The organism is Streptomyces sp. NPDC034043 (assembly GCF_055575675.1).
The window spans coordinates 82,076-103,863 of the sequence record NZ_JBVISF010000009.1; the positions used below are offsets into that span (position 1 = coordinate 82,076).

Sequence of the window (21,788 nt, forward strand, 5' to 3'; positions counted from 1 at the left end):
TCATTTACCGATAACGGACATTCAAGTCTTATTGGATGCCCGAACTGCCCCTATTCCTTGGTTAGATCCAGGTTCTGTCCCGGCTTGATGAGGTCCGCGTCCCCGCCGATGACCTGCTCGTTGGCCTTGTAGAGCTCGTTCCAGCCCCCCTTGAGCCCCTTGGCGTCCGCGATGGCCGCGAGGCTGTCGCCCGGCTTCACGGTGTACGTGGGATCGCCGGGGGCGGCTGACGCCGCGCCAGGCGCCGCCGGGAGCTCGACGGCGGCCGGACCGCGGTGCTTGCCCCCGCCGTCGCCCGCCTCGGCGGACGGGGTGGCCGACGGCGTGCCGGACGGCGCGCCCGGGACGGCCGGGGCGGTCGGCGTGAGGCCCGGGACGGCCGGGGCCGTCGGGCCGGCCGGGGAGGTCGGGGTGCCCGGCGCGGTCGGGGAGACCGGGGCGACGGGGGTGCCCGGGGCGGTCGGGGAGACCGGGGGCGTGGTGGGCTGGACGGTGAAGTCCGGCTCGGGCATGACGGGCAGTCCGCTGGAGGGGCCGAGCGGGTAGTCCGGCAGCACGCTCGGTCCGGTGGACGGGCTGTTCGGCGCCGGAGTCGGCGCGCCGAAGTCCGTGGAGGGCTTGCCCTTGCCGGTGACCGGCACCGATTCGTCCGGCCGGGTCGGGGTGGGCGCGACGGGCCCCGGGTTCTTGTTGTCGCCCGGGTCCACCTCGGGCGTCGGCCCCTGCTGGGTCAGCCCGGCCGAGGCGGAGCACAGCGGCCACGCCTGGGGGCCCTGGGAGGCCAGCACCCGCTCGGCGACCGCGATCTGCTGGGAGCGGCTGGCGAGGTCCGGGCGTTCCGCGTACGCGAGCCCGCCCGCGTTCTTCCACTGCTCCAGCGTGAACTGCAGCCCGCCGTAGGCGCCGCTGCCGGAGTTCGCGCTCCAGGTGCCGCCGCTCTCGCAGTCGGCGACCTTGTCCCACGTGGCGGTGTCGGCCGCGCTCGCGCCGGTGGCGGCGAGCAGCGGCATGGCCAGCGCGGAGCCGGTGACTCCTGCGGTGACGACGATCGCGGGTACCTGGCGGGGGCGTCTGTGGCGGCCGTTCCCGGGAAGCATGAGACTGCACCTTTCGTATAACGGCGGGGTAACGGCAGAACCTAGCCGCCTTCGAACGGATGTCACAAGTTCGGGAGTGGACTGACTTCCGGTCAGTTCTGCTTCGCGCGCGCCCTCAGGCGTTCGGGACTGTAAACCGGACCGGGAGGGTGCGCAGGCCACGCATGATGAGCCCGCCGCGCCAGCGCAGGTCCGTGGGGGGAACGGCAAGTTCCAGATCCGGCAGACGCTTGAGCAAAGTCCCGAGTGCCGTCTGGCCTTCGAGACGGGCGAGCGGAGCGCCGAGGCAGTAGTGGATCCCGTGGCCGTATCCGAGGTGCTGATTGTCACTCCGGGAGAGGTCGAGGGTGTCCGGCCCGTCGAACCGCTCCGGATCGCGGTCGGCCGCCGCGAGGACCACGAGCACCGGGTCCCCGGCCGCGATCTCCTGGCCTCCGAGGGTCAGCGGCCGGGTGGCGAACCGCCAGGTGGCGAGCTCCACGGGGCCGTCGTAGCGCAGCAGTTCCTCGACCCCGGTCTCCAGCAGCGCGCTCTCCCCGGCCGCGAGGGAGGCCTGGAGGCGCTCGCGCTGGTCCGGGTTCATGAAGAGGGAGTGGATGCCGTTGCCGATGAGGTTCACGGTCGTCTCGAAGCCCGCGAAGAGCAGGATGAAGGCCATCGCCGTGGCCTCGGCCTCCGTCAGATGGTCTCCGTGGTCACTTGCCCGGATCAGATCGGAGATGAGGTCATTGCCCAGATCATCCCGCTTGCGGTGGATGAGTTCCCCGAGATAGGTGCGCATCCGCTTCACGGAGCGGGCCACCCCGCCGCGCGGTCCGCCCCCGTGCCGGATCATCATCCCGGCCCAGTCCCGGAAGTCGTCCTGGTCCTCCCGCGGTACGCCGAGCATCTCGCAGATGGCGTAGATGGGGAGGGGGAAGGCGAACTCGTGGATGAGGTCCGCCTCCCCCTTCCCCTCGGCCCGCGCCCTCGCCACGATCCGGTCGATGAGGTCGTCGGTCAGCTCCTGCACGCGCGGGGTGAACTCGGCCACGCGGCGCGGGGTGAACGCCTTCGACACCAGCCGCCGCAGCCGGGTGTGGTCCGGCGGGTCGATGTTCAGAAGGTGCGTCATCAGCTCCGCCTTGCGCTCCCCCGGGATCCCGGTCTTGCCCTTGGCGTGCGCCGGCTCCGCGTGGTGCGCCGGGTTCTTGCTCAGCCGCTGGTCGGCGAGGGCCTGGCGGGCGTCCGCGTACCGGGTCACCAGCCAGGCCTCCACCCCGCTGGGGAGCTTGGTGCGGTGCACCGGGGAGTGCTCGCGCAGCCAGGCGTAGGCGGGGTAGGGGTCGGTCGCGAACTCCCAGTCGAAGAGCGTCGGCCCCTGGGGGCGGGACGGGTCGGACGGGGCGGCGGGGGTCTGATCGTGCACCCGTCGACCGTATCCCGGCCCACCACCGGCCATCCCATATGACCCCTTCGTCGCGGCTGTCCGCAGATCGGAGATCGCTTGACGCCGGGTTCCGCGGCGCTCCTACTGTCGGTCCTGTGGACGTGAGGATCTTGAAAAGCAGTTTCGCGGTGGTGGAGAGACGGGCCGAACACGCGGTCAAGTACTTCTACTCGCACCTCTTCTGGCACAACCCCGGGCTCCGCGAACTCTTCCCGGCCTCCTCCGAGGACATGGAGCGCCAGCGCGACCGGCTCTTCGCCGCCCTGACCCATGTCGTCGACCACCTGGAGAGCGAGACCCTGCTCCCCTATCTACGCGACCTCGGACGCGACCACCGCAAGTTCCTCGTCGGCCCCGGGCACTACGCCGCCGTCGGCACCAGCCTGCTCGCCGCCCTCGCCGAGACCTCCGGCGCCGCCTGGTCGCCGGCCGTCGAGAAGGCCTGGTCCGAGGCCTACCGGCGCATCGCCGACGCGATGACCGCCGGCGCCGCCGAGAGCGACGAACCCCCCTGGTGGGACGCCGAGGTGGTGCGCCACCTCCGGTACGGAGAGGACATCGGCGTACTGACCCTCGCCCCGCGCGTCCCACTGCCCTACCGGCCCGGCCAGTACGTGAGCGTGAGCAGCGACCGCGTCCCGGTGACCTGGCGCACGTACTCCCTCGGCAACGCCCCCCGCCCCGACGGCACCGTCGACCTGCACGTCAGCCGGATCGACGGCGGCCGGCTCAGCACCGCCCTGGTCCGCGACGTCCTGCCCGGCGAGGTGCTGCGGCTCGGCGCCCCCGGCGGCCGGCTCACCCTGCGCCGCGAGGACCGCCCCCTCACCCTCATCGCCGCCGGCACCGGCTGGGCGCCCGTACGGGCCCTGCTGGAGGAACTCGTCCAGCACCCTCCCGACCACGACGTACGGCTCTTCGTGGTCGCCCGGGACTCCGCGCACCTCTACGACCGGCCCCTGATCGACGGGCACGCCGCCGCCTGCCCCTGGCTCGGCGTCACCTACATCACCCCCGCCCCCGGACAGCACCGCGACCAGGCCACCGCCCGGCTGGCGACCGCGCTCGGCCACCGCGGCCTGTGGCGGGAGCAGGACGTCTACCTCAGCGGGCCGGCGCGGTTCATCGAGGAGACCGTCCACCTCCTGGAGGAGCTCGGCGCCCGCCCCGACCGGCTCTTCCACGACGCGCTCCCCCTCGGCGGCGCCCCCGGCACCCGGCCGCTGGGCTTCGGCGAATGGTTCCTGCACCGCCCGGCCCCGCACTGGCACGACCCGTCGGGCCGTGCCCCCCGCCCGCACTGACCCCTGGCCGGCGGGCCGACGCCGGCGGGCTACTCGGCGGCTCCCTCGGCCGCCCGGATCGCGTCCCGGTAGACGCGGGCCGCCGCGCGCAGCGCCGTCTCGGGGTCGGTCCCCGACGCCTCGGCGCGCGCCGCCAGCTCCAGCAGCTCGTACCCGACGCCCTCGCCCCGGGGCAGCTCCACGGCCACCGAGCCCGTACGGGCCCGCCCGGCGAGCTTGGCCGCGAGCGCCAGGCCGGGCTGGCCCAGCGGGATCCCGTCGGTGACCGAGTCCCGCTGCTTCTCGACCGCCTTCGTGGCCTGCCAGTGGGCGCGGACGTCGTCCGGAGACTCCGCGGTGGCGTCCCCGAACACGTGGGGGTGGCGCCGGATCAGTTTCTCGACGAGGTCGCCCGCGACGTCGTCGATGGAGAAGGCCTCCGCGCCGTCCTCGCCGCCGCCCTCCTCCTCGGCGATGCGCGCGTGGAAGACCACCTGGAGCAGGACGTCGCCGAGCTCCTCGCGCAGTGCGTCCCGGTCGCCGTCCTCGATCGCCTCGACCAGCTCGTACGCCTCCTCGATGGCGTACTTCACCAGCCCCTCGTGGGTCTGGCGCGAGGTCCAGGGGCACTCGCGGCGCACCCGGTCCATGACCTGCACCAGGTCCAGCAGCCGCGCGCCCGGCAGGTCGTAGGAGCCGGGCAGCAGCTCCAGGTCGGGCATGGCGACCCGGCCCGAGCCGGCCAGCCGGGCCAGCCCGTCCGTCAGCCGCTGGTCGCCCTCGCCGCCGGGCAGCACCACGACCGTGCGGCCCCCGGCGCAGGCCTCGACCAGCCCGTGCGCGTCCGGGACCTCGTGCGCCACCTCGACCCCCGCCTCGCGCAGGTACGGCAGCTGCGGGTGACCCGGGTCGGCGCACAGCACCCGGTCCGCGGCGTGCAGGGTCTGCCAGGCCGGCCAGGACAGCAGCCCGGGGGCGACCCGGTGGCTGGCGGTCAGCAGGACGATCCGGCCGGTGGGCTCGGCGGCGGCGGGGGCGGCGGTGTCGGTCACACTCCGAACCTACCTCCGCCCGCGGCCGTCACGCTCCGGCGGGTGCCGCCTGCTCGGGGCGGGTCCGCTGGGTGATCCACGGCGTCTCCTGGTCGCCGAGCAGGATCTGCTGCGCGTCCCAGCGTCCGTAGCGCGGGTTCACCTCGATGTGCAGGGCCTTCGCCGCCTCCGCCAGCTTGGCCACGGCCTTGTCCTGGCTCCCGTAGTGCGCGAAGAGCTTGTCGCGCAGCAGCTTGAAGCGGGTGTCCGCCTCGATCTGCCCCGGGGCCAGCTGCGCCTGCTGGAGCGCCGCGTCCCGGAGCTCCTCCTCGCCGCCCAGCTGCTGGAGCTGCGCCTTGCGGACGTCCTCGACCTCCTTGGGACTGACGCTCAGCCCGGCGTCCTTCGCGGCCCGCTCCAGGACGGCGCTCTGGATCATCTTGTTCAGTTTCAGCCGTTCCAGCCCGGCGGTGGCGCCGATCAGCTGCGCCCCCTCCTCGGACCGGTTCTGGGCGGTGCGCACGTCGGCGACCTGGGCCTGGAGGGCCGAGGTGGTGATGCGCTCACCCCCGACGACGGCCGCGGTGCCGGGCCGGGTCCCGCCCGAGCAAGCGGTGAGCAGGGGAGCCGCCACGAGCAGGACGGCGGAGACGGAGAGCGCTGTGCGACGGTGCAAGAGAGCCTCCAGGGCCGGGAGATTGTGCGTCGGTGCACAAGGGCCGTGCGGTGATCGATGGTATGCAGTCAGGGTGGCCCGAGCCACCGGTTCGACCAACGATTCCGGTGGTGTTGGGGTGCGAGTTCACCCCCCGGTCGCCGCGGGGCCCGCCCTTCCTGAGATCGTCGGAGCACCATGCCGACATCGCAGCTCGCCCAGCCCCGGATCCCGTACCGTCCCGATGCGCGGGCGCCGCGGCGCTCCGGGCGCGGGCCGGGGGCGCTCGGGGCGGTGGTGGCCTCGCTCGTCACGGCCGTGGCCGTGTGCGGCGGGGACGCCGTCGCGCGGGTGTTCCCGTACGGACCGCGCCACCGCAGCGTCAACGACCTCGGGAACCAGTTCGTGCCGTTCCACGCGCACCTGTGGGACCTGCTGCACGGGCGGGCCGAGGGCGGTCTCCTCCTCAACTGGCAGTCCGGCTACGGCACCAGCTTCCTGCCCGACTTCGGCACGTACCTGACGAGCCCGTTCGCCGTGCTGGTGGCGCTGTTCCCGCGCGAGGACGTCGACCTCGCGGTGTACGTGGTGACCGTGCTCAAGACGGCGGCCGCGGCGGCGGCCATGGCCTGGCTGCTGCGGACCCAGCGGAGCGGGCCCTGGTGGGCGGCGGGGCTGCTGGGGGCCTCGTACGCGCTGTGCGGCTGGTCGGTGATCGAGGCCGCGTACAACCCGATGTGGCTGGACGGGCTGGTGGCCTTCCCGCTGCTGTGCCTGACCGGCGAGTGGGCGCTGCGTTCGCGGCGCCCCGTGCTGGGCGTGCTGGTCGTGGCGGTGGGCTGGACGGCCAACTTCTACACCGCGTACATGGCCACGCTGGGCGCGGCGCTGGTGCTGGTGGTGCGGGTGGTGCTGACCCGGGAAGGGCCGCGCGAGCGGGCCCGGGTGATCGGGCGGGCGGTGGCGACCACCGTGCTCGGGATCGGCCTCGCGGCTCCGGTGCTGCTGCCGCTGTTCCTCAGCTCGAAGCAGGCGTACCCGGGCTGGTCCAGGGAGTTCGGCCCGGTGCCGTGGTCGGACCTGTTCGCGCGGCTGCTGCCGGCGACGTACTCCTTCAACTCACCCGCCGTGTTCGTGGGCACCGGGACGCTGCTGCTCCTGGCGGCCCTGCCGTTCCACCGGGCGCTGCCGGCCCGCACCCGCTGGTGGTGGGCGGGGCTGGTGGCGGCGGTGGCGCTGTCCCTCCAGTGGGAGCCGACCCATCTGGCCTGGCACCTCTTCGCGACCCCGAACGGCAGCGCGTACCGGCAGACCTTCGTGCTGGCCGGCATCGCGGTGATCGCCGCCTGGACGGGTCTCGCCGCGGGCGTGCCCGGCGTACGGGCGCTCGCGGCGGGCGCCGACCTGCTCACGGCGGCCGCGCTGTGGGCGGGCGGCAGCGCCCTGCCGACGGCGTGGGGGTACGCCCTCTTCGCGGGCGGGCTGGCGCTGAGCGCCTGGGCCTGGCGGGCGCTCGGCCACCGGCGGCTGCTGCCGGTGGCGGCGGGTCTGCTGACGGTGGTGCTGGTGGCGCAGGCCGCGGCGACGACGGCGTACGGCGACCTGCGCAAGCTGGCCGGGCTGGACGACTACCCCTCCTGGGACCGGGCGCACACCGCGCGCGCCCGCGCCCTGGCCGGCGCCGGGGGATGGCCGGCGTACCGGACCGACGCGGGCCGGCCGGCGCTGACGGGCAACGACCCGATGCTGCTGGGCGGGGAGGGCGGCGCGTACTACAGCAGCCACACCCCGGACGTGTTCACGCGCACGATGACGGCGCTCGGCGCGGGCTGGACCTCGCGCGGGCGCAGCGTGCAGAGCCTGGACAACCCGGTGACGGACGCGGTGTTCGCGGTCGGCGCGCGGCTCGCGCCGGACGGCACCGTCACCCGCGCCGAGGCCCTGCCGCTGGTCACCGTCCGCCCGGCGGAAGCGCCCGTGGCGTACGGCGAGTCCCCCTTCGCCAACCAGGAACTGCTGCTGGGCGCGCGGGTGTACGAGGACCCGGTCGCGCCCGGGACCTGCCGGGCCGGCACCGAGGCCTTCCTGTGGGCCCCAGAGTACAACGCCACGGCCCGCCTCGCCGGCGGCCGCCCCTTCAAGCTGAACGGCAACCCCCCGAAGAACCGGGCGGCGCTCCAGTCCCTCGGGCTCTCGCGCGGGCCCGCCTCGAAGCTCGTCTTCGACCGGCCCGCGCCCGCCCGCTGGGCTCTGTCCTGCCTGGACGGGGCCCGGCTGGGGGCGGCGGTCACCGCTCTGCGGGCGAAGGCCGCCACCGCCGTACGGGTCTCCTCCGCCGGGCTGAGCGCCACCCTGCCCCCGGGCAGCACCGGGACGGCGGTGGTCGCGGCCCCGGCGATCGCCGGCTGGAGCTGCAACGGGCACCCCGCGCGGTCCCGCCTCGGCCTGCTCGCGGTCCCGCTGGACGGCCGCACCACCACCGTGAGCTGCGAGTTCAGCCCGCCGGGACTGGCGGCGGGGGCGGGTGTCGCGGGGGTGTCCGTCCTGGTGGTGCTGGGGACGGCGGTGCTCCGGCGCCGTCAGCGGGGCGCCGCGGTGTAGCTCGCACCCGCGTCCCCGGCCCGGCGTGCCGCTCGCGGCGGTCAGCGCACCTGGCCCAGCCATTGCAGGGTGCGCCGGATCTCCACCGGCAGGGGGTGCGCCGGGCCGTGGACGCGGTCCGCGTCGTAGAGGAGGCGGACCAGGGTGTCGTGGGCCGCCGGCCGGTCGCCGAGGGAGAGCAGCAGGTGCGCTATCCGGCGACGGACCTCCAGCGGCAGGCCCGGGTCCGGGTTGGCGTAGTGGTTCTCGAACAGGGGCAGCAGCGAGCGGTACTCCGCCAGGGCCGCCGCCGGCTCGCCCAGCTGCTCCAGGCACTGCGCGGCGTCGTAGCGGAAGCGCAGCGACTGCGGGTCCCCGGCCGGGAACTGGCCGGCCAGACGCCGCAGTTCCGGCAGGGCCCGGCGGTACTGGCCGTCGTCCATCAGCGTGGCCGCGTACTGCTTGCGCAGGCTGCGGACCACCGGGGAGTGCTCGCCGTGCTCGGCGGCGGCCGCCGGGAGGATGTCGCCGAGGATGTCCACGGCCTGGGTGAGCCGGCCCTCGTCGAGCAGTTTGCGGGCCTCGTCCACCGCGCCCGGGACGTCGGGGCGGGGCGGCGCCGGGGGCGCGGCCGGGCGCGGCGGGACGGCGGCCGCCCGGTCGGGCCAGGGGGCCTGGGGGCGCAGGAAGGGGCGGGTGGGGTCGAGGGGGCCGGCCGGCAGGCGGCTGCCGGGGACCGGGAGCAGCGGCGCGAGTGCCTCGTAGACCTCCTGCGCGGAGGCGGGCCGGTCCTGCGGGTCCTTGGCGAGGAGGCGCAGCAGGACCGCCTCCAGCTCGGCGGGGATCTCGGGGCGCAGCGGGCGCACCGGCGCCGGGGGCTCGTAGAGGTGGCGGTGCAGGACGCCGAGGGCGGTGGTCCCTGCGAAGGGGACGCCGCCGCTGAGGAGTTCGTACAGCAGGACGCCGAGGGCGTACAGGTCGGTGTACGGGCCGACGGCGCCGCCCATGGCCTGTTCGGGGGCCATGTAGGCGGGGCTGCCGATCGGGGTTCCGGTGCTGGTGAGGCGGGTGGTGTCGGTGTCCATCACGGAGGCGACGCCGAGGTCGAGGACGAGGACCGTCCCGTCCGGGCGGATCATCACGTTGCGCGGCTTCAGGTCGCGGTGGACGATCGGCACCGCGTGCACGGCGGAGAGCACCGCGCACAGCTGCGCCACCACCGCGACCGCCCAGGGCCAGGGGTAGGGGTCGTGTGCGGCGAGGTGGTCGGCGAGGTCGGAGCCCTCGACGTAGCCCATGACGAGGTACAGCTCGTCGCCGTCGCTGCCCGCGTCGTGGACGGTGACCAGGCCGGGGTGGTCGACCTGTGCGGTGACCCGGCACTCGCGCACGAAGCGGCGGCGCAGCTCCTCGGCGACGGTGCCGGGGCCGGCCACCTTGTCGGGCCGCAGCAGCTTGACGGCGACGCGGCGGTCCAGGCGGCGGTCGTAGGCCGTCCACACCTGGCCCATGCCGCCCTGGCCGAGGACGGTGGCGAGCTGGTAGCGCTCGCCGATGAGGCGTTCGCTCTCGGTCACTGCTGGGGGTCCTGGATCGCCGTGGTGTTCGGGTCCTGGTAGGGGCCGCCGGGCTGCGGGGGCCGGGCCGGGGTCTGCTTGCGCAGCAGCTCGCTGAGCTCGTCGAGTTCGGCGCGGACCTGCCCGATGCGGGGCGGCGCGGGCTGCTGCGGGGGCACCGGCGGCCGGGCTCCGGGGGGCCCGTCCGGCGGGTAGCCGTAGCCCGGGGTGGTCTGGTGCGGCGGCTGGGGCTGGTGGTGCTGCGCGTACGGGGGCTGCGGCGCGGGCGGGTACCAGGGCGCCGGGGCCAGGGCCTTGGCCTCGTGGTGCCTGATGTCGGAGACGAGGTAGTAGACGCAGACCGCGAAGCCGGTGAAGATCGAGCCACCCGCACCGAGGTCGCTCTGCCAGCCGCTGGTGTCGGCCGTCGGGTCGAGCTCGATGAAGGTGATCCACACGACCGACAGCACCAGGGTGAGCGCCAGCAGCGCCCAGTCGCGGGGCTTGCGGGTGAGGATCGCGAGCCGCAGCAGCGCACCCCAGGAGAAGAAACCGCAGCTGAGGACGGGGAGCGCCGTGAACAGCACGCGCAGCGTCATCGCGGCCCCGGAGGTGGGCCGGTGGCCGTGGGGGCCTTGCTGCGGCGGGATGCCGGGGCCGTGCATCGGTGCTCCTGACGGGCCGTGCGGAAAGGTGACGGCTCGAAGCGTATACAGCGTTTCCGGCCGTCCGTGAGGGGATGGACCCAACCGTTGCAGGGTCGCAGCACGGTTGTCCGGGCCGGACGCCACCGCCCGGCGGCCCGTCGTGCGGACCCGTACGCGCCGCTCCCCCCGGGCATCCCGCCCACGGCCGCGGCCACGGGCCGCCCGACCTGGAAGAAGTCCCGGCTCCAGCGCGGCCGGATAGCGTCCGGGCTCCTGAACGCCGACCCGGGGGGACCGACCCATGCGCACCACCATGCCCGCGGCCGCCGCCGCACTCGCCTGCGCGGCCCTGCTGACCGTCACCGGCTGCGTCCCGGGGCCCGGCGTGGCGAAGGCGTCGCCTCCCTCCCCCGCCCCCGACCCGCTCGCGGGCAAGGACCCGGCCGCCGTCCTGCGCGCCGCGTACGAGGAGACCGGCAGGACCGGCAGCAAGAACGCGCTCGTCACGCGCACGGCCGGCGACCGCCGCATCAGCGCGGAGCTGACCTTCGAGGGCGACGGCGGGTGCTGGGGCAAGGTCACGGTCACCGGGGCCGGGTCGGGGCCGGGGTCGGGGTCGGGGTCGGGGTCGGGCGAGATCCTGATGGCGGACGGCAGGCTCTCCTTCAGGGGCGACGCCGGCTTCCTCCGCGACCAGTTCGGGGACGGGCCCGTCAAGTCGCCGGACGGCGACCAGGGCTGGATCGACGTCAGACCGGCGGACCCCTCGGTCGCGCACCTCGTCGCCCTGTGCGGGGCGGCCCGGCCCGAGGAGGCGTTCCCGGGGGAGCGGGCCGGCATCCGCCGCGAGCGGGACACCCGCCAGAACGGCAAGCCGGTCGCGGTCTTCACGTCGAGGGCGCCCGACGGGACCGAGATCACCGACCACGTACTGCTGGACGCCGCGCCGTACCTCGTCAAGCACGCGCGGGGCGGTCCGGACTCCGGGTCGGTCGAGTACACCGGCGTACGGCCCGCCACGGCCCCGTCGGGCGCCGTGTCACAGGCACCGCCTAGGCTCGGACCCGAGTCCTAGTCACCGCTCCACGGGGGGAACCAAGATGCGCAGCCCGAGTCACGGCCGTGGCCGTACGAAGACCACCGCGTCGGCGCTCGCCGCGGCGGCCCTGATCGGCGGCGGGCTGACGGCGTGCGTGCCCGGCGAGGGCCGCGCCGCCGACATCGCCGGCCGGGCCCGCGCCGCGCAGTCGCCCTCCCCGTCCGCCACCGCCTCGCCCTCGGGTTCGGCGGGCGCCCAGGGCGGGCCCGCGCTCACCGAACTGGCGGGCTCGGAGATCCTCACCCGGGCCGGCGAGGCCACGCGCAAGGCGGAGGCGCTGCACGTCGCGGCCAACGTGCAGTACCAGGGCAAGCCGATGCGGATCGACCTCTCCCTCGACAAGAAGGGCAACTGCAACGGCGCCGTCCGCCTCGACGGCATGGGCAAGCTGGACATCATCAAGTCCGCCGAGCTCGTCCACTTCCGCGGCGACGCCACCTACTGGCGGGGCGCGGCCAAGCAGAAGCACACCCCGCAGAAGCAGACGGACCAGATGGTCAGCATGCTCGCCGACCGCTGGGTGAAGATCCCCTCCTCCGACCCCCGCGCCGCCTCCATGACCAACAGCTGCGACCTCGCCAAGCTGACGGGCGACCTCGGCAAGTCCAGCCCGCTCGCCCGCAAGGGCCAGACCGGCACCATAGGCGGCAAGCCCGCGCTGGCGATCGCCTTCCCGTCCCGGCAGGGCACCCAGACGGACTGGGTCGCCACGCAGGGCACTCCGTACATCCTGAAGTCGACCGTCAGCGGCGACAGCACCGCCGAGGCCCTGTTCTCGGCCTTCGACGTCCCGGTCGACACGACGTCCCCGAAGGACTCCGACGTCCTGGACCTGTCCAAGGTCGGCGGCCCGGCGGGCGAAGCGGTCTGACGGCCGCCGCCGGACCTCAGGCCCGTGTCGCGGGCCTGACGTGCAGGTGGCCGCTCAGCGGGTACTCGGGCGGGGCCGGCGGGAGGGTGCCGCGCAAGAGGTAGCCGCACTTGCGCGCGACGCGGCAGGAGGCCTCGTTGTCCTCCTGGTGCAGGAGGTCGAGCCGTTCCAGTCCGCGGCCCGCGAAGGTCTCGAACGCCCAGCCGGTCAGGGCCCCCAGCGCGCGGGGGGCGATACCCCGGCCCCGGGCGTGGGCGGCGGTCCAGTAGCCGACCTCGGCCGAAGGGCCGCCGGGCGCGGGCCGTTTGAGGACGACGCCGCCCACCAGGGGGCCCGTCTCGCCCTCCAGTACCGCGAAGCCGAACCGCAGTCCCGCCTCCCGGTCCCGGCACTGGCCCTCCACCCAGCGCCGCCCGTCCGCCTCCCCGCACACGGGGTCGGCGGTCCGGTGCCGCAGGACGGGATCGGCGTACGCCTCCACGAGCGCGGGGACGTCCTCCTGCCGCCAGGGGCGCAGGAACAGGGCGGGGAAGTCCGCCGTCGCGGCTGCCCGGAGCTCCGTCGTTGTGATCACCGGCCGATGATATGCGTGGCTCAAGAAACCGGCGTACTGCCACAAAAGGGACACGGAAGGGGCCCTCGTAGCCGTCGCCCACCGGCACGTGCGGCCCGCTCCCCCGCCCCCACCGGGAGCCGGAAGACACGTGACCGCCCGCGCACGGCGCGCGGGCGGTCACGTGCGACACCCACCGGGCCCCGGATTCGGGCCGCCGGGCTACGACCCGAGGATCGTGGTGAGGAACTCCCCGGCCCAGCCGAGCAGTTCACGGCCGACCAGCGGCTTGCCGCCGACCCTCGCCGTCTTCGGGCGCGGGACCAGCACCTGGGAGGTGGCCGGCTTGAGGACCGTCCCCGGGTACAGGCGCTTCAGGCGCAGCTCCTGCGACTCGCGCAACTCCACCGGCCCGAAGCGGATGTTCGGGCCCTGGAGGGTGATGTCCCCGACCCCGCACGCCCGCGCCAGCATCCGCAGGCCGGCCACCAGCAGCAGGTTCTCCACCGGCTCCGGCAGCTTGCCGTAGCGGTCGGTGAGTTCCTCCCGTACGGCCTTGATGTCGGCCTCGGAGTTCGCCGCCGCGATGGACCGGTACGCCTGGAGGCGCAGCCGCTCGCCGGGCGCGTAGTCGTGCGGGACGTGCGCGTCGACCGGCAGCTCGATCTTCACCTCCAGCGGCGGTTCCTCCTCGGCCCCGCCGCCCTCGACGGCCGCCCGGTAGTCGGCCACCGCCTCGCCGACCATCCGGATGTACAGGTCGAAACCGACGCCCGCGATGTGCCCCGACTGCTCGCCGCCGAGCAGGTTGCCCGCCCCGCGGATCTCCAGGTCCTTCATCGCCACGTACATGCCGGCGCCCATCTCGGTGTGCTGGGCGATGGTGGCCAGACGCTCGTGGGCCGTCTCCGTCAGCGGCTTCTCCGGCGGGTACAGGAAGTACGCGTACCCGCGCTCGCGGCCGCGTCCCACACGGCCGCGCAGCTGGTGCAGCTGGGAGAGGCCGAAGTTGTCGCCGCGCTCCACGATGAGGGTGTTGGCGTTGGAGATGTCGATGCCGGATTCGACGATCGTGGTGGAGACCAGGACGTCGAACTTCTTCTCCCAGAAGTCCACCACCACCTGCTCCAGGGCCTGTTCCGACATCTGGCCGTGGGCCGTGGCGATCCGCGCCTCGGGCACGATCTCCCTCAGCTTCGCGGCCGCCCGGTCGATGGACTCGACCCGGTTGTGGATGTAGAAGCACTGCCCCTCGCGCAGCAGCTCGCGCCGGATGGCCGCGCCGATCTGCTTCTCCTCGTACGGGCCGACGAAGGTGAGGACCGGGTGGCGCTCCTCCGGCGGGGTGGTGATCGTCGACATCTCGCGGATGCCGGTCACCGCCATCTCCAGGGTGCGCGGGATCGGGGTCGCGGACATGGTCAGCACGTCCACGTTGGCGCGCAGCTTCTTCAGCTGCTCCTTGTGCTCGACGCCGAACCGCTGTTCCTCGTCGACGATGACCAGGCCGAGGTCCTTGAACTTCGTCTCCTGCGAGAACAGCCGGTGCGTTCCGATGACCACGTCCACCGAGCCCTCCTTGAGCCCCTCCAGAGTGGCCTTGGACTCGGTGTCGGACTGGAAGCGGGACAGCGCCTTCACATTGACCGGGAACTGGCTGTACCGCTCGGAGAAGGTGCCGAAGTGCTGCTGCACGAGCAGGGTGGTGGGGACCAGGACCGCCACCTGCTTGCCGTCCTGCACCGCCTTGAAGGCCGCCCGGACCGCGATCTCCGTCTTGCCGTAGCCGACGTCGCCGCAGATCAGGCGGTCCATGGGCACGGACTTCTCCATGTCCTCCTTGACCTCGGCGATGGTGGTGAGCTGGTCGGGCGTCTCCGCGTACGGGAAGGCGTCCTCCAGCTCGCGCTGCCAGGGGGTGTCGGGGCCGAAGGTGTGGCCCGGGGCCGCCATGCGCGCGCTGTACAGCTTGATGAGGTCGGCGGCGATCTCCTTGACCGCCTTCTTCGCCCGCGCCTTGGTCTTCGTCCAGTCGGCGCCGCCGAGCCGGTGCAGGGTCGGGGCCTCGCCGCCCACGTACTTGGTGACCTGCTCCAGCTGGTCGGTGGGGATGTACAGGCGGTCGCCGGGCTGGCCGCGCTTGGCGGGCGCGTACTCGACGAGCAGGTACTCGCGGGTGGCTCCCTGCACCGTGCGCTGCACCATCTCGAGGTAGCGGCCGACACCGTGCTGTTCGTGCACGATGTAGTCGCCGACCTCCAGGGTGAGGGGGTCGATGGACTTGCGGCGCCGGGTCGGCATCCTGCCGAGGTCCTTGGTGGCGGTGCGCTGCCCGGTCAGGTCGGTCTCGGTGAGGACGGCCAGCTTCAGCGCCGGGTCGACGAAGCCGTTGTCGAGGGAACCGCAGGCGACGTGGACGATCGAGGGCTCCAGCGCCGGCAGCCGCGCCTCCAGCCGGGCCGCGATGCCCTCTCCGCCGAGCACCTCGACGGTACGGGCGGCCGGGCCGTGGCCCTCGGTGAGGTAGACGGTGCGCCAGCCGTCGGCGATCCAGCCCTTGGTGTCGGCGAGCGCGCGGGCGGTGTCGCCCCGGTAGGCCTCGGGGGCGCGCATGCCCAGCTTGAGGACGTCACCGCCCACCCCCGCCGCGTCAGCGGCGTGTGCCAGCGTCTCGTCGGCCGCGAAGGGGGACACCGACCACCACATCATGCCGAGCTCGCGCGCGTGCTCGCGTACGTCCGCGATCCCGCGCAGCGAGGCCGCGCCGACGTCGATGGGGGCCTCGCCGCCGCCGGCGGTGGCCGCCCACGAGGCCATCAGGAACTCCTGCGAGGTCGCCACCAGGTCGGCGGCGCGGGTGCGGACCCGCTCCGGGTCGCAGACCACGGCCATCGCCCCGGCCGGCAGGACGTCGATCAGCAGCTCCATGTCGTCGACGAGGACGGGGGCGAGGGACTCCATGCCCTCGACCGCGATCCCCTCGGCGATCTTGTTGAGCAGCTCGCCCAGCTCGGGGTGCTCCTCGGCCAGCGCCGCGGCCCGCTCGCGCACCTCGGGGGTGAGCAGCAGCTCCCGGCAGGGCGGGGCCCACAGGCCGTGCTCGGCGATCTCCAGGGAGCGCTGGTCGGCGACCTTGAAGTAACGGATCTCCTCGACCTCGTCGCCCCAGAACTCCACGCGCAGCGGGTGCTCCTCGGTGGGCGGGAACACGTCGAGGATGCCGCCGCGGACGGCGAACTCGCCGCGCTTCTCGACCAGCTCGACGCGGGCGTACGCGGCCGCCGCGAGGGCCTCGGTGACCCCGCCGAGGTCGGTGGTGTCCCCCTGCCGCAGGCTCACCGGCACCAGGTCCCCGAGCCCCTTGACCTGCGGCTGGAGCACGGAGCGGATGGGGGCCACGACCACCGAGACGGGCCCGGCCGCCGGGTCGTCCTTGCTCGGGTGCGCGAGCCGGCGCAGCACCGCGATGCGGCGCCCGACGGTGTCGCTGCGCGGGCTGAGCCGTTCGTGCGGCAGCGTCTCCCAGGCCGGGTAGTCGACGACCTCGTCGGGGGGCAGCAGGGAGCGCAGCGCGGCGGCGAGGTCCTCCGCCTCCCGCCCGGTGGCGGTGACCGCGAGCACGGTCCGCTCGGTACGGGCGGCCAGGGCGGCGATCGCGAAGGGCCGGGCGGCGGGCGGGCCGACGAGGTCCACGTGCATGCGGTTGCCGTCCCCGGCCGCGGTGACCGCCTCGGCGAGGGCGGGGTCCCGGGTGACGGCGTCGAGCAGTCCGTGCAGGCTCATGAGACAGGCTTTCCATCCGGTGGGAGGCGAGGGGCCTCGGGGGGGCAACGCGAAGGACCCGACACGTGAACGGGCCGGGGGTTCCCACCCTATGACGCCGCCCCCGCGGCCGCGCGGGCCATTCCGGCCCCACACGGGTGAGGAGCGGTCCGAAGCCGCCCGCGCGGGGCCGGAGGGACGGGCCGGAGCCGCCCGCGCGGCGGGGCGCGGCCGTATGCGCCGGGGGCGGAGGGAGGCATTCCGGTCGGGGATGAGAATCTGTCGGGATGCCGATATCCGGAAGCGCCCCGGGCGCCGGCGGGCCGGCCGGGCGGGCCGCGCCCCGGGCGCCGTACGCGCTCACCGCCGCCCTGTTCCTCGCGTACTGCGTACTCTCGGTGACCCGCTACCGGCGCATGGAGGAAGCCTCCTGGGACCTCGGGATATTCGAGCAGGCAGTCAGGGGCTACGCCTGGCTACAGGCGCCCGTGGTGGACCTGAAGGGCCCGGGCTTCCACGTCCTCGGCGACCACTTCAGCCCCGTCATCGCCCTGATCGCCCCGCTCTACCGGCTCTTCCCGACCCCCCTCACCCTCCTGGTCGTGCAGGCGGCCCTGCTCGCGCTGTCCGCGTTGCCCGTCACCCGCGCCTCGGCGAAGCTCCTCGGGCGGGCGCGCGGGCTGGCGCTCGGGGCGGCGTACGGGCTGTCCTGGGGGATCCAGCGGGCCGTCGAGTTCGACTTCCACGAGATCTGCTTCGCCGTACCGCTGCTGGCCTTCGCCCTGGAGGCGCTGCTCGCGCGCCGCTGGCGGGCCGCCCTCGGCTGGGGGCTGCCGCTGCTGCTGGTCAAGGAGGACCTCGGGGTGACCCTGGCGGTCATGGCCCTTGTCGTCGCCTGGCGGGCCCGGCACGCCGATCCGCGGGCCGCGCGCCTCGCGGCGGCCGTCGCCGCGGCGGGGGTGGCCGCCGCCGCCCTGGTCTTCACCGTGGTGATCCCCGCCTTCGCCACCGACGGCTACGCCTACTGGGAGAAGCTCGGGGAGGACGGCGGCGGCCCGCTGCGCGGCCTCGGCACGAAGCTGACCACCCTCGGCTGGGTCCTGGTCCCCACCACCGGGCTCCTCGCGCTGCGCTCCCCGCTGCTGCTCGTGGCCGTACCGACCCTGGGCTGGCGGTTCCTGTCGGGGGACCCGCACTACTGGTCCACCGGCTACCACTACAGCGCGGTCCTGATGCCGGTCCTCGCCCTGGCCCTGGCCGACGCCCTCGACATCGCCCGGCACAGCGGCCGCCCGCGGGTGCGCGCGTACGCCGCCCAGCTGCCCGGCGCCGTGCTCGCGGCCGCCCTCGCGCTGAGCGCGACCAGCATGCCGCTGGCCCGGCTCGGTGAGCGCTCCGCGTACGAGAAGCCCGAGCGGGTGACCGCCGTCGAGCGGCTGCTGGCGAAGATCCCGGACGGGGTGCGGGTGGAGGCGGACAACGGACCGCTGACCCGGCTGACCTCGCGCTGCCAGGTGTTCTGGATCGGCAACACCAAGGGGGTGCTGCCGGCCTTCCTGGTCTTCGACAACTCCTCCGGCTGGGCCGGCGACCCCGTCGCCTACGCCGAGCGGCTCCATCCGGGGTCGCGCTTCGCGCCGGTAGGCGAGGCGGGCGGGTACGTACTGCTCCAGCGGATCCTCTGAACCCCGGACGCACGACGCCGGCCCCGGACCGTCCCCTCGGACGGTCCGGGGCCGGCGCGTTCCCCCCGTACTGCTCCCCCGTACGACCGCCCGGCTACTCGCTGGCGATCGCGTTCAGAACGTTCATCCGCCCCGCCCGGAAGGCCGGGACCAGTGCGGCGAACAGGCCCACCAGGGCCGAGCCGGCGAACACGCCGATGATGGTCGGCCACGGGATCTCCAGCACCTTCAGCCCCTGGAGGGCGAGGAGCTGCTGGGCGGTGGCGCCCCAGCCCATGCCCAGTCCGAGGCCCAGCAGGGCGCCGAAGAGGGCGATGACCACCGACTCCAGGCGGATCATGCGGCGCAGCTGGCGGCGGGAGAGGCCGATGGCGCGCATCAGGCCGATCTCGCGGGTCCGCTCGACCACCGAGAGGGCCAGGGTGTTCACGACACCCAGCACCGCGACGATGATCGCGAGGGCGAGCAGCCCGTAGACCATGTTGAGCAGCTGCCCGACCTGGTCCTTGAGGTCCTGCTTGTAGTCGGTCTGGTTGAGCACCTTGTACTGCGGGTACTCGGCCATGGCCGCCTTGAGCGAGGTGTACGCGCTGTCGGCCTGCCCCTTCTCGGCCTTGGCCAGCAGCATGAACGGGCGTGCCAGCCGGTCGGCCGGGACGTTGGCCTCGGCGGTCGCGGTGCTGATGTACTTGACGCCCTTGTCGAGGTTGCCCTCGTCCAGGGTGATCGCGGCGACCTTCAGCCGGACGGTCTTGCCGCCGTCGAAGGCGACGGTCAGCTCGTCGCCGACCCTGACGCGGTGCTTGTCGGCGTACTCCGAGCCGACCGCCATGGAACCGGGCGCGTACGCGTCCTCGTGCTCGCCCGCGCGCATCTTGCGGCGCACGTCCTGGGCGTACGTCGGGTCGGTGGCGCTGAGGCGGTCCCGGGCGGAGGTGCCGTCCGGGGCGGTGATGTTCGCCTCGACCTCGCGGTACGCGGTGACGTGCCCCAGGCCCTTGGTGGCCCGCATCGCCTGCTCGGCCTGAGGCATCATCGGCTGGCCGGTCTGCGAGGAGACGATGTAGTCGGCGCCGACGGTACGGTCGAGCTCGTCGGTGGCGGAGGCCACCATGGACGAGCCGACCACCGACAGGCAGGCGACCAGCGCCAGTCCGATCATCAGCGCGGCGGCGGTGGCGCCGGTACGGCGCGGGTTGCGCAGCGCGTTGCGCTCGGCGAGCCGGCCGACGGAACCGAAGGGCCGCAGCACGGGCGCGGCGAGCGCCCGGACCACCACGCCGGCCAGCAGCGGGCCGATCACGATGAAGCCGATGAGGCTGAACAGCACTCCGACGGCCAGCCACAGCGAGCCCTCGGAGGCCTTCTCGGCGGCCGCGGCGAGGAAGAGCGCCGCCGCGCCGGTCCCGGTGAGGACCAGGCCGAGGACCGCGCGGACCACACCGGCCTTCTTGTCGCCGGGGGTTCCGGCGTCGCGCAGGGCGGCCATCGGGGAGACCTTGCCGGCCCGGCGGGCCGGGACGTAGGCGGCGACCACGGTGACGACGGTGCCCAGCACCAGACCGACGACGGGGGTCGTCCACTTGACCGTCAGGTCGCCGGTGGACAGCTGCATGCCGAGCCCGCCCATGAGCTTCATCAGGCCCACGGCCAGGCCCACGCCCGCCGCGACTCCGGTGAGGGAGCCGATGACGCCCAGCAGGAAGGCCTCGAGGAGGACGGAACGGTTGATCTGGCCCCGGTCGGAGCCGATGGCGCGCATCAGGCCGATCTCACGGGTGCGCTGGGCCACCAGCATGGAGAAGGTGTTGAAGATCAGGAAGATGCCGACGAGGAAGGCGATGCCGGCGAAGCCGAGCATCACGTACTTCATGACGTCGAGGAAGCCCATGTCCTTCTTGCCGGCGGCGGTGGCCTCCTTCGCGGTCTGCAGCTTGTAGGTGTCCGCGCCGACCGCGGCCGCCACGTTCTTCTTCAGCTGCTCGTCGCTCACGCCGTCCTTGGCGGTGAGGTTGATGTGGGTGAAGGTGCCCGGAGCGCCGAGCAGCTTCTCCTGGGCGGTGGCGGTGTCGAAGTAGACGACGGCCGCGCCCGGGTTGGTCACGGTGAAGGTGGCGACACCGCTGATCTTCGCCCGGAAGTCACCGGTGACGGCGATGGTGCGCAGCTCGTCCCCGAGCTTCAGGCGGTGCTTGCCGGCGGTGTCGGCGTCGACCATCACCTCGGTGGGGCCGCGCGGGGCGTGGCCGGAGGTGATCTTCATCGACTTGAGCTCGTTGTCGTTCCAGCTGGCCGCGACGGTCGGGGCTCCGGTCGTCGACCCCATGTTCTCGTTCTTGGAGTTCACGACCGTGACGGCCAGCGAGACGACGCTGCCCTCGGCGGACTTGACGCCCTCGGCGCCGCGCGCCTTCTCCAGCGCCGAACCGGGCAGCCCCTCCGGCTTCCCGCGGCTGGAGATCTCCTCCCCGTCCTCGGCTTCCTTGGGGGTGATGGTGACGTCGGAGCTGGTGACGGCGAACAGCTTGTCGAAGGTGGTGTTCATGGTGTCCGTGAACACCAGGGTCCCGCAGACGAAGGCGACCGAGAGCAGCACGGCGACGGCGGAGAGCGCCATCCGGCCCTTGTGCGCGAAGAAGTTGCGCCGCGCGGTCTTCATGACGGTCACGAGGTCCGCCCGCGCGCGTCGAAGTCCTTCATGCGGTCCAGGACCTGGTCGGCGGTGGGCGCGTACATCTCGTCGACGATGCGGCCGTCGGCGAGGAAGATGACGCGGTCCGCGTAGGAGGCGGCGACCGGGTCGTGGGTGACCATCACGATGGTCTGGCCCAGCTGGTCGACCGACTGGCGCAGGAAGCCCAGTACCTCGGCGCCGGCGCGGGAGTCCAGGTTTCCGGTCGGCTCGTCGCCGAAGATGATCGCGGGGCGGGCGGCGAGGGCGCGGGCGACCGCGACGCGCTGCTGCTGGCCGCCGGAGAGCTCGGTCGGGCGGTGCTTGAGGCGGCCGGCGAGGCCGACCGTCTGGACGACCCGGTCCAGCCACTGCGGGTCCGGCTTGCGGCCCGCGATGTCCATGGGGAGGGTGATGTTCTCCAGGGCGTTGAGCGTCGGCAGCAGGTTGAAGGCCTGGAAGATGAAGCCGATCTTGTCGCGCCGCAGCTGCGTGAGCTTCTTGTCCTTGAGGCCGGTGATCTCGGTGTCCTCGAGGTGGATGTGCCCGCTGGTCACCGTGTCCAGCCCCGCGAGGCAGTGCATCAGCGTGGACTTGCCGGAGCCGGAGGGGCCCATGATCGCGGTGAACTGCCCGCGGTGGATGTCCACGTCCACGCGGTCGAGGGCGACGACGCGGGTCTCGCCTGAGCCGTAGGCCTTGACGACCTGGCGCGCCCGGGCCGCGACGGAGTTCTGCCCCCCGCCGCTCCCCTGCCTGGTCTCGGTCATCGCCGTAGTCACGGTGCTGTCTCCCCTGTTGGTGTTCGTGTGCTCCGCGTGTGCGGTGCGGTTGCGCCGTTTCCGCGCGTTTTGGCGCGTCTGCGCTGG

15 protein-coding genes are annotated in these 21,788 nt (G+C 73.8%); 5 read left to right on the forward strand and 10 right to left on the reverse strand.

What is annotated here, in order from left to right; all coding sequences use genetic code 11:
* Positions 1–50: 50 nt before the first annotated feature.
* Together ACZ51S_RS21985 and ACZ51S_RS21990 are read right to left on the reverse strand one after the other, a co-directional pair.
* Positions 51–1,097, reverse strand: a complete 1,047-nt coding sequence (locus ACZ51S_RS21985) for a LysM peptidoglycan-binding domain-containing protein (protein ID WP_388939195.1) — start codon at positions 1,095–1,097, stop codon at positions 51–53.
* A 115-nt stretch (positions 1,098–1,212) separates the two neighbouring features.
* Positions 1,213–2,505: a cytochrome P450 family protein gene (locus ACZ51S_RS21990; protein ID WP_468478805.1), complete on the reverse strand. Its 1,293-nt coding sequence runs from the start codon at positions 2,503–2,505 to the stop codon at positions 1,213–1,215.
* 122 nt (positions 2,506–2,627) lie between these two features.
* Between ACZ51S_RS21990 and ACZ51S_RS21995 the strand changes: the two genes are divergently transcribed.
* On the forward strand, positions 2,628–3,830 hold the full coding sequence (locus ACZ51S_RS21995) for a globin domain-containing protein (RefSeq protein WP_468961749.1): 1,203 nt from the start codon (positions 2,628–2,630) through the stop codon (positions 3,828–3,830).
* Positions 3,831–3,859: 29 nt separating this feature from the next.
* On the opposite strand, the gene ACZ51S_RS22000 is transcribed toward ACZ51S_RS21995, so the two are convergent.
* Both ACZ51S_RS22000 and ACZ51S_RS22005 read right to left on the reverse strand, forming a co-directional pair.
* Positions 3,860–4,861, reverse strand: coding sequence for a nucleoside triphosphate pyrophosphohydrolase (locus tag ACZ51S_RS22000; protein WP_468478803.1), 1,002 nt, complete (start codon positions 4,859–4,861; stop codon positions 3,860–3,862).
* Positions 4,862–4,889: 28 nt separating this feature from the next.
* Entirely contained in the window at positions 4,890–5,516 is a 627-nt protein-coding gene (locus tag ACZ51S_RS22005) for a SurA N-terminal domain-containing protein (protein WP_468478802.1), read from the reverse strand.
* Between the two features lie 177 nt (positions 5,517–5,693).
* On the opposite strand from ACZ51S_RS22005, the gene ACZ51S_RS22010 reads away from it, so the two are divergent.
* Entirely contained in the window at positions 5,694–8,096 is a 2,403-nt protein-coding gene (locus ACZ51S_RS22010) for a YfhO family protein (protein WP_468961751.1), read from the forward strand.
* A gap of 41 nt (positions 8,097–8,137) precedes the next feature.
* Here ACZ51S_RS22010 and ACZ51S_RS22015 read toward each other — a convergent pair whose 3' ends face one another.
* Entirely contained in the window at positions 8,138–9,652 is a 1,515-nt protein-coding gene (locus ACZ51S_RS22015) for a protein kinase domain-containing protein (RefSeq protein WP_468478800.1), read from the reverse strand.
* Entirely contained in the window at positions 9,649–10,296 is a 648-nt protein-coding gene (locus ACZ51S_RS22020) for a hypothetical protein (RefSeq protein ID WP_468478799.1), read from the reverse strand. The genes ACZ51S_RS22015 and ACZ51S_RS22020 overlap by 4 nt, the downstream gene beginning before the upstream one ends.
* A gap of 283 nt (positions 10,297–10,579) precedes the next feature.
* Between ACZ51S_RS22020 and ACZ51S_RS22025 the strand changes: the two genes are divergently transcribed.
* Both ACZ51S_RS22025 and ACZ51S_RS22030 read left to right on the forward strand, forming a co-directional pair.
* Entirely contained in the window at positions 10,580–11,353 is a 774-nt protein-coding gene (locus ACZ51S_RS22025; protein ID WP_468961753.1) for a hypothetical protein, read from the forward strand.
* A gap of 25 nt (positions 11,354–11,378) precedes the next feature.
* Complete coding sequence (locus tag ACZ51S_RS22030) at positions 11,379–12,248, forward strand: hypothetical protein (protein WP_468804488.1); 870 nt, start codon at positions 11,379–11,381, stop codon at positions 12,246–12,248.
* A 16-nt stretch (positions 12,249–12,264) separates the two neighbouring features.
* On the opposite strand, the gene ACZ51S_RS22035 is transcribed toward ACZ51S_RS22030, so the two are convergent.
* Both ACZ51S_RS22035 and mfd read right to left on the reverse strand, forming a co-directional pair.
* Entirely contained in the window at positions 12,265–12,822 is a 558-nt protein-coding gene (locus ACZ51S_RS22035) for a GNAT family N-acetyltransferase (protein WP_468804485.1), read from the reverse strand.
* A gap of 201 nt (positions 12,823–13,023) precedes the next feature.
* Positions 13,024–16,584: a transcription-repair coupling factor gene (gene mfd / locus ACZ51S_RS22040; RefSeq protein ID WP_468961756.1), complete on the reverse strand. Its 3,561-nt coding sequence runs from the start codon at positions 16,582–16,584 to the stop codon at positions 13,024–13,026.
* A 266-nt stretch (positions 16,585–16,850) separates the two neighbouring features.
* On the opposite strand from mfd, the gene ACZ51S_RS22045 reads away from it, so the two are divergent.
* On the forward strand, positions 16,851–18,248 hold the full coding sequence (locus tag ACZ51S_RS22045; protein ID WP_468961758.1) for a DUF2079 domain-containing protein: 1,398 nt from the start codon (positions 16,851–16,853) through the stop codon (positions 18,246–18,248).
* Positions 18,249–18,342: 94 nt separating this feature from the next.
* Here the strand turns inward: ACZ51S_RS22045 and ACZ51S_RS22050 are convergent, their stop codons facing one another.
* Complete coding sequence (locus ACZ51S_RS22050) at positions 18,343–20,916, reverse strand: ABC transporter permease (RefSeq protein ID WP_468961759.1); 2,574 nt, start codon at positions 20,914–20,916, stop codon at positions 18,343–18,345.
* Positions 20,913–21,689 carry an ABC transporter ATP-binding protein gene (locus ACZ51S_RS22055; protein WP_388939220.1) on the reverse strand — a complete coding sequence of 259 codons (777 nt, stop codon included), beginning with the start codon at positions 21,687–21,689 and terminating at the stop codon, positions 20,913–20,915. Before ACZ51S_RS22055 ends, ACZ51S_RS22050 begins: the two co-directional genes overlap by 4 nt.
* Between the last annotated feature and the right edge of the window lie 99 nt (positions 21,690–21,788).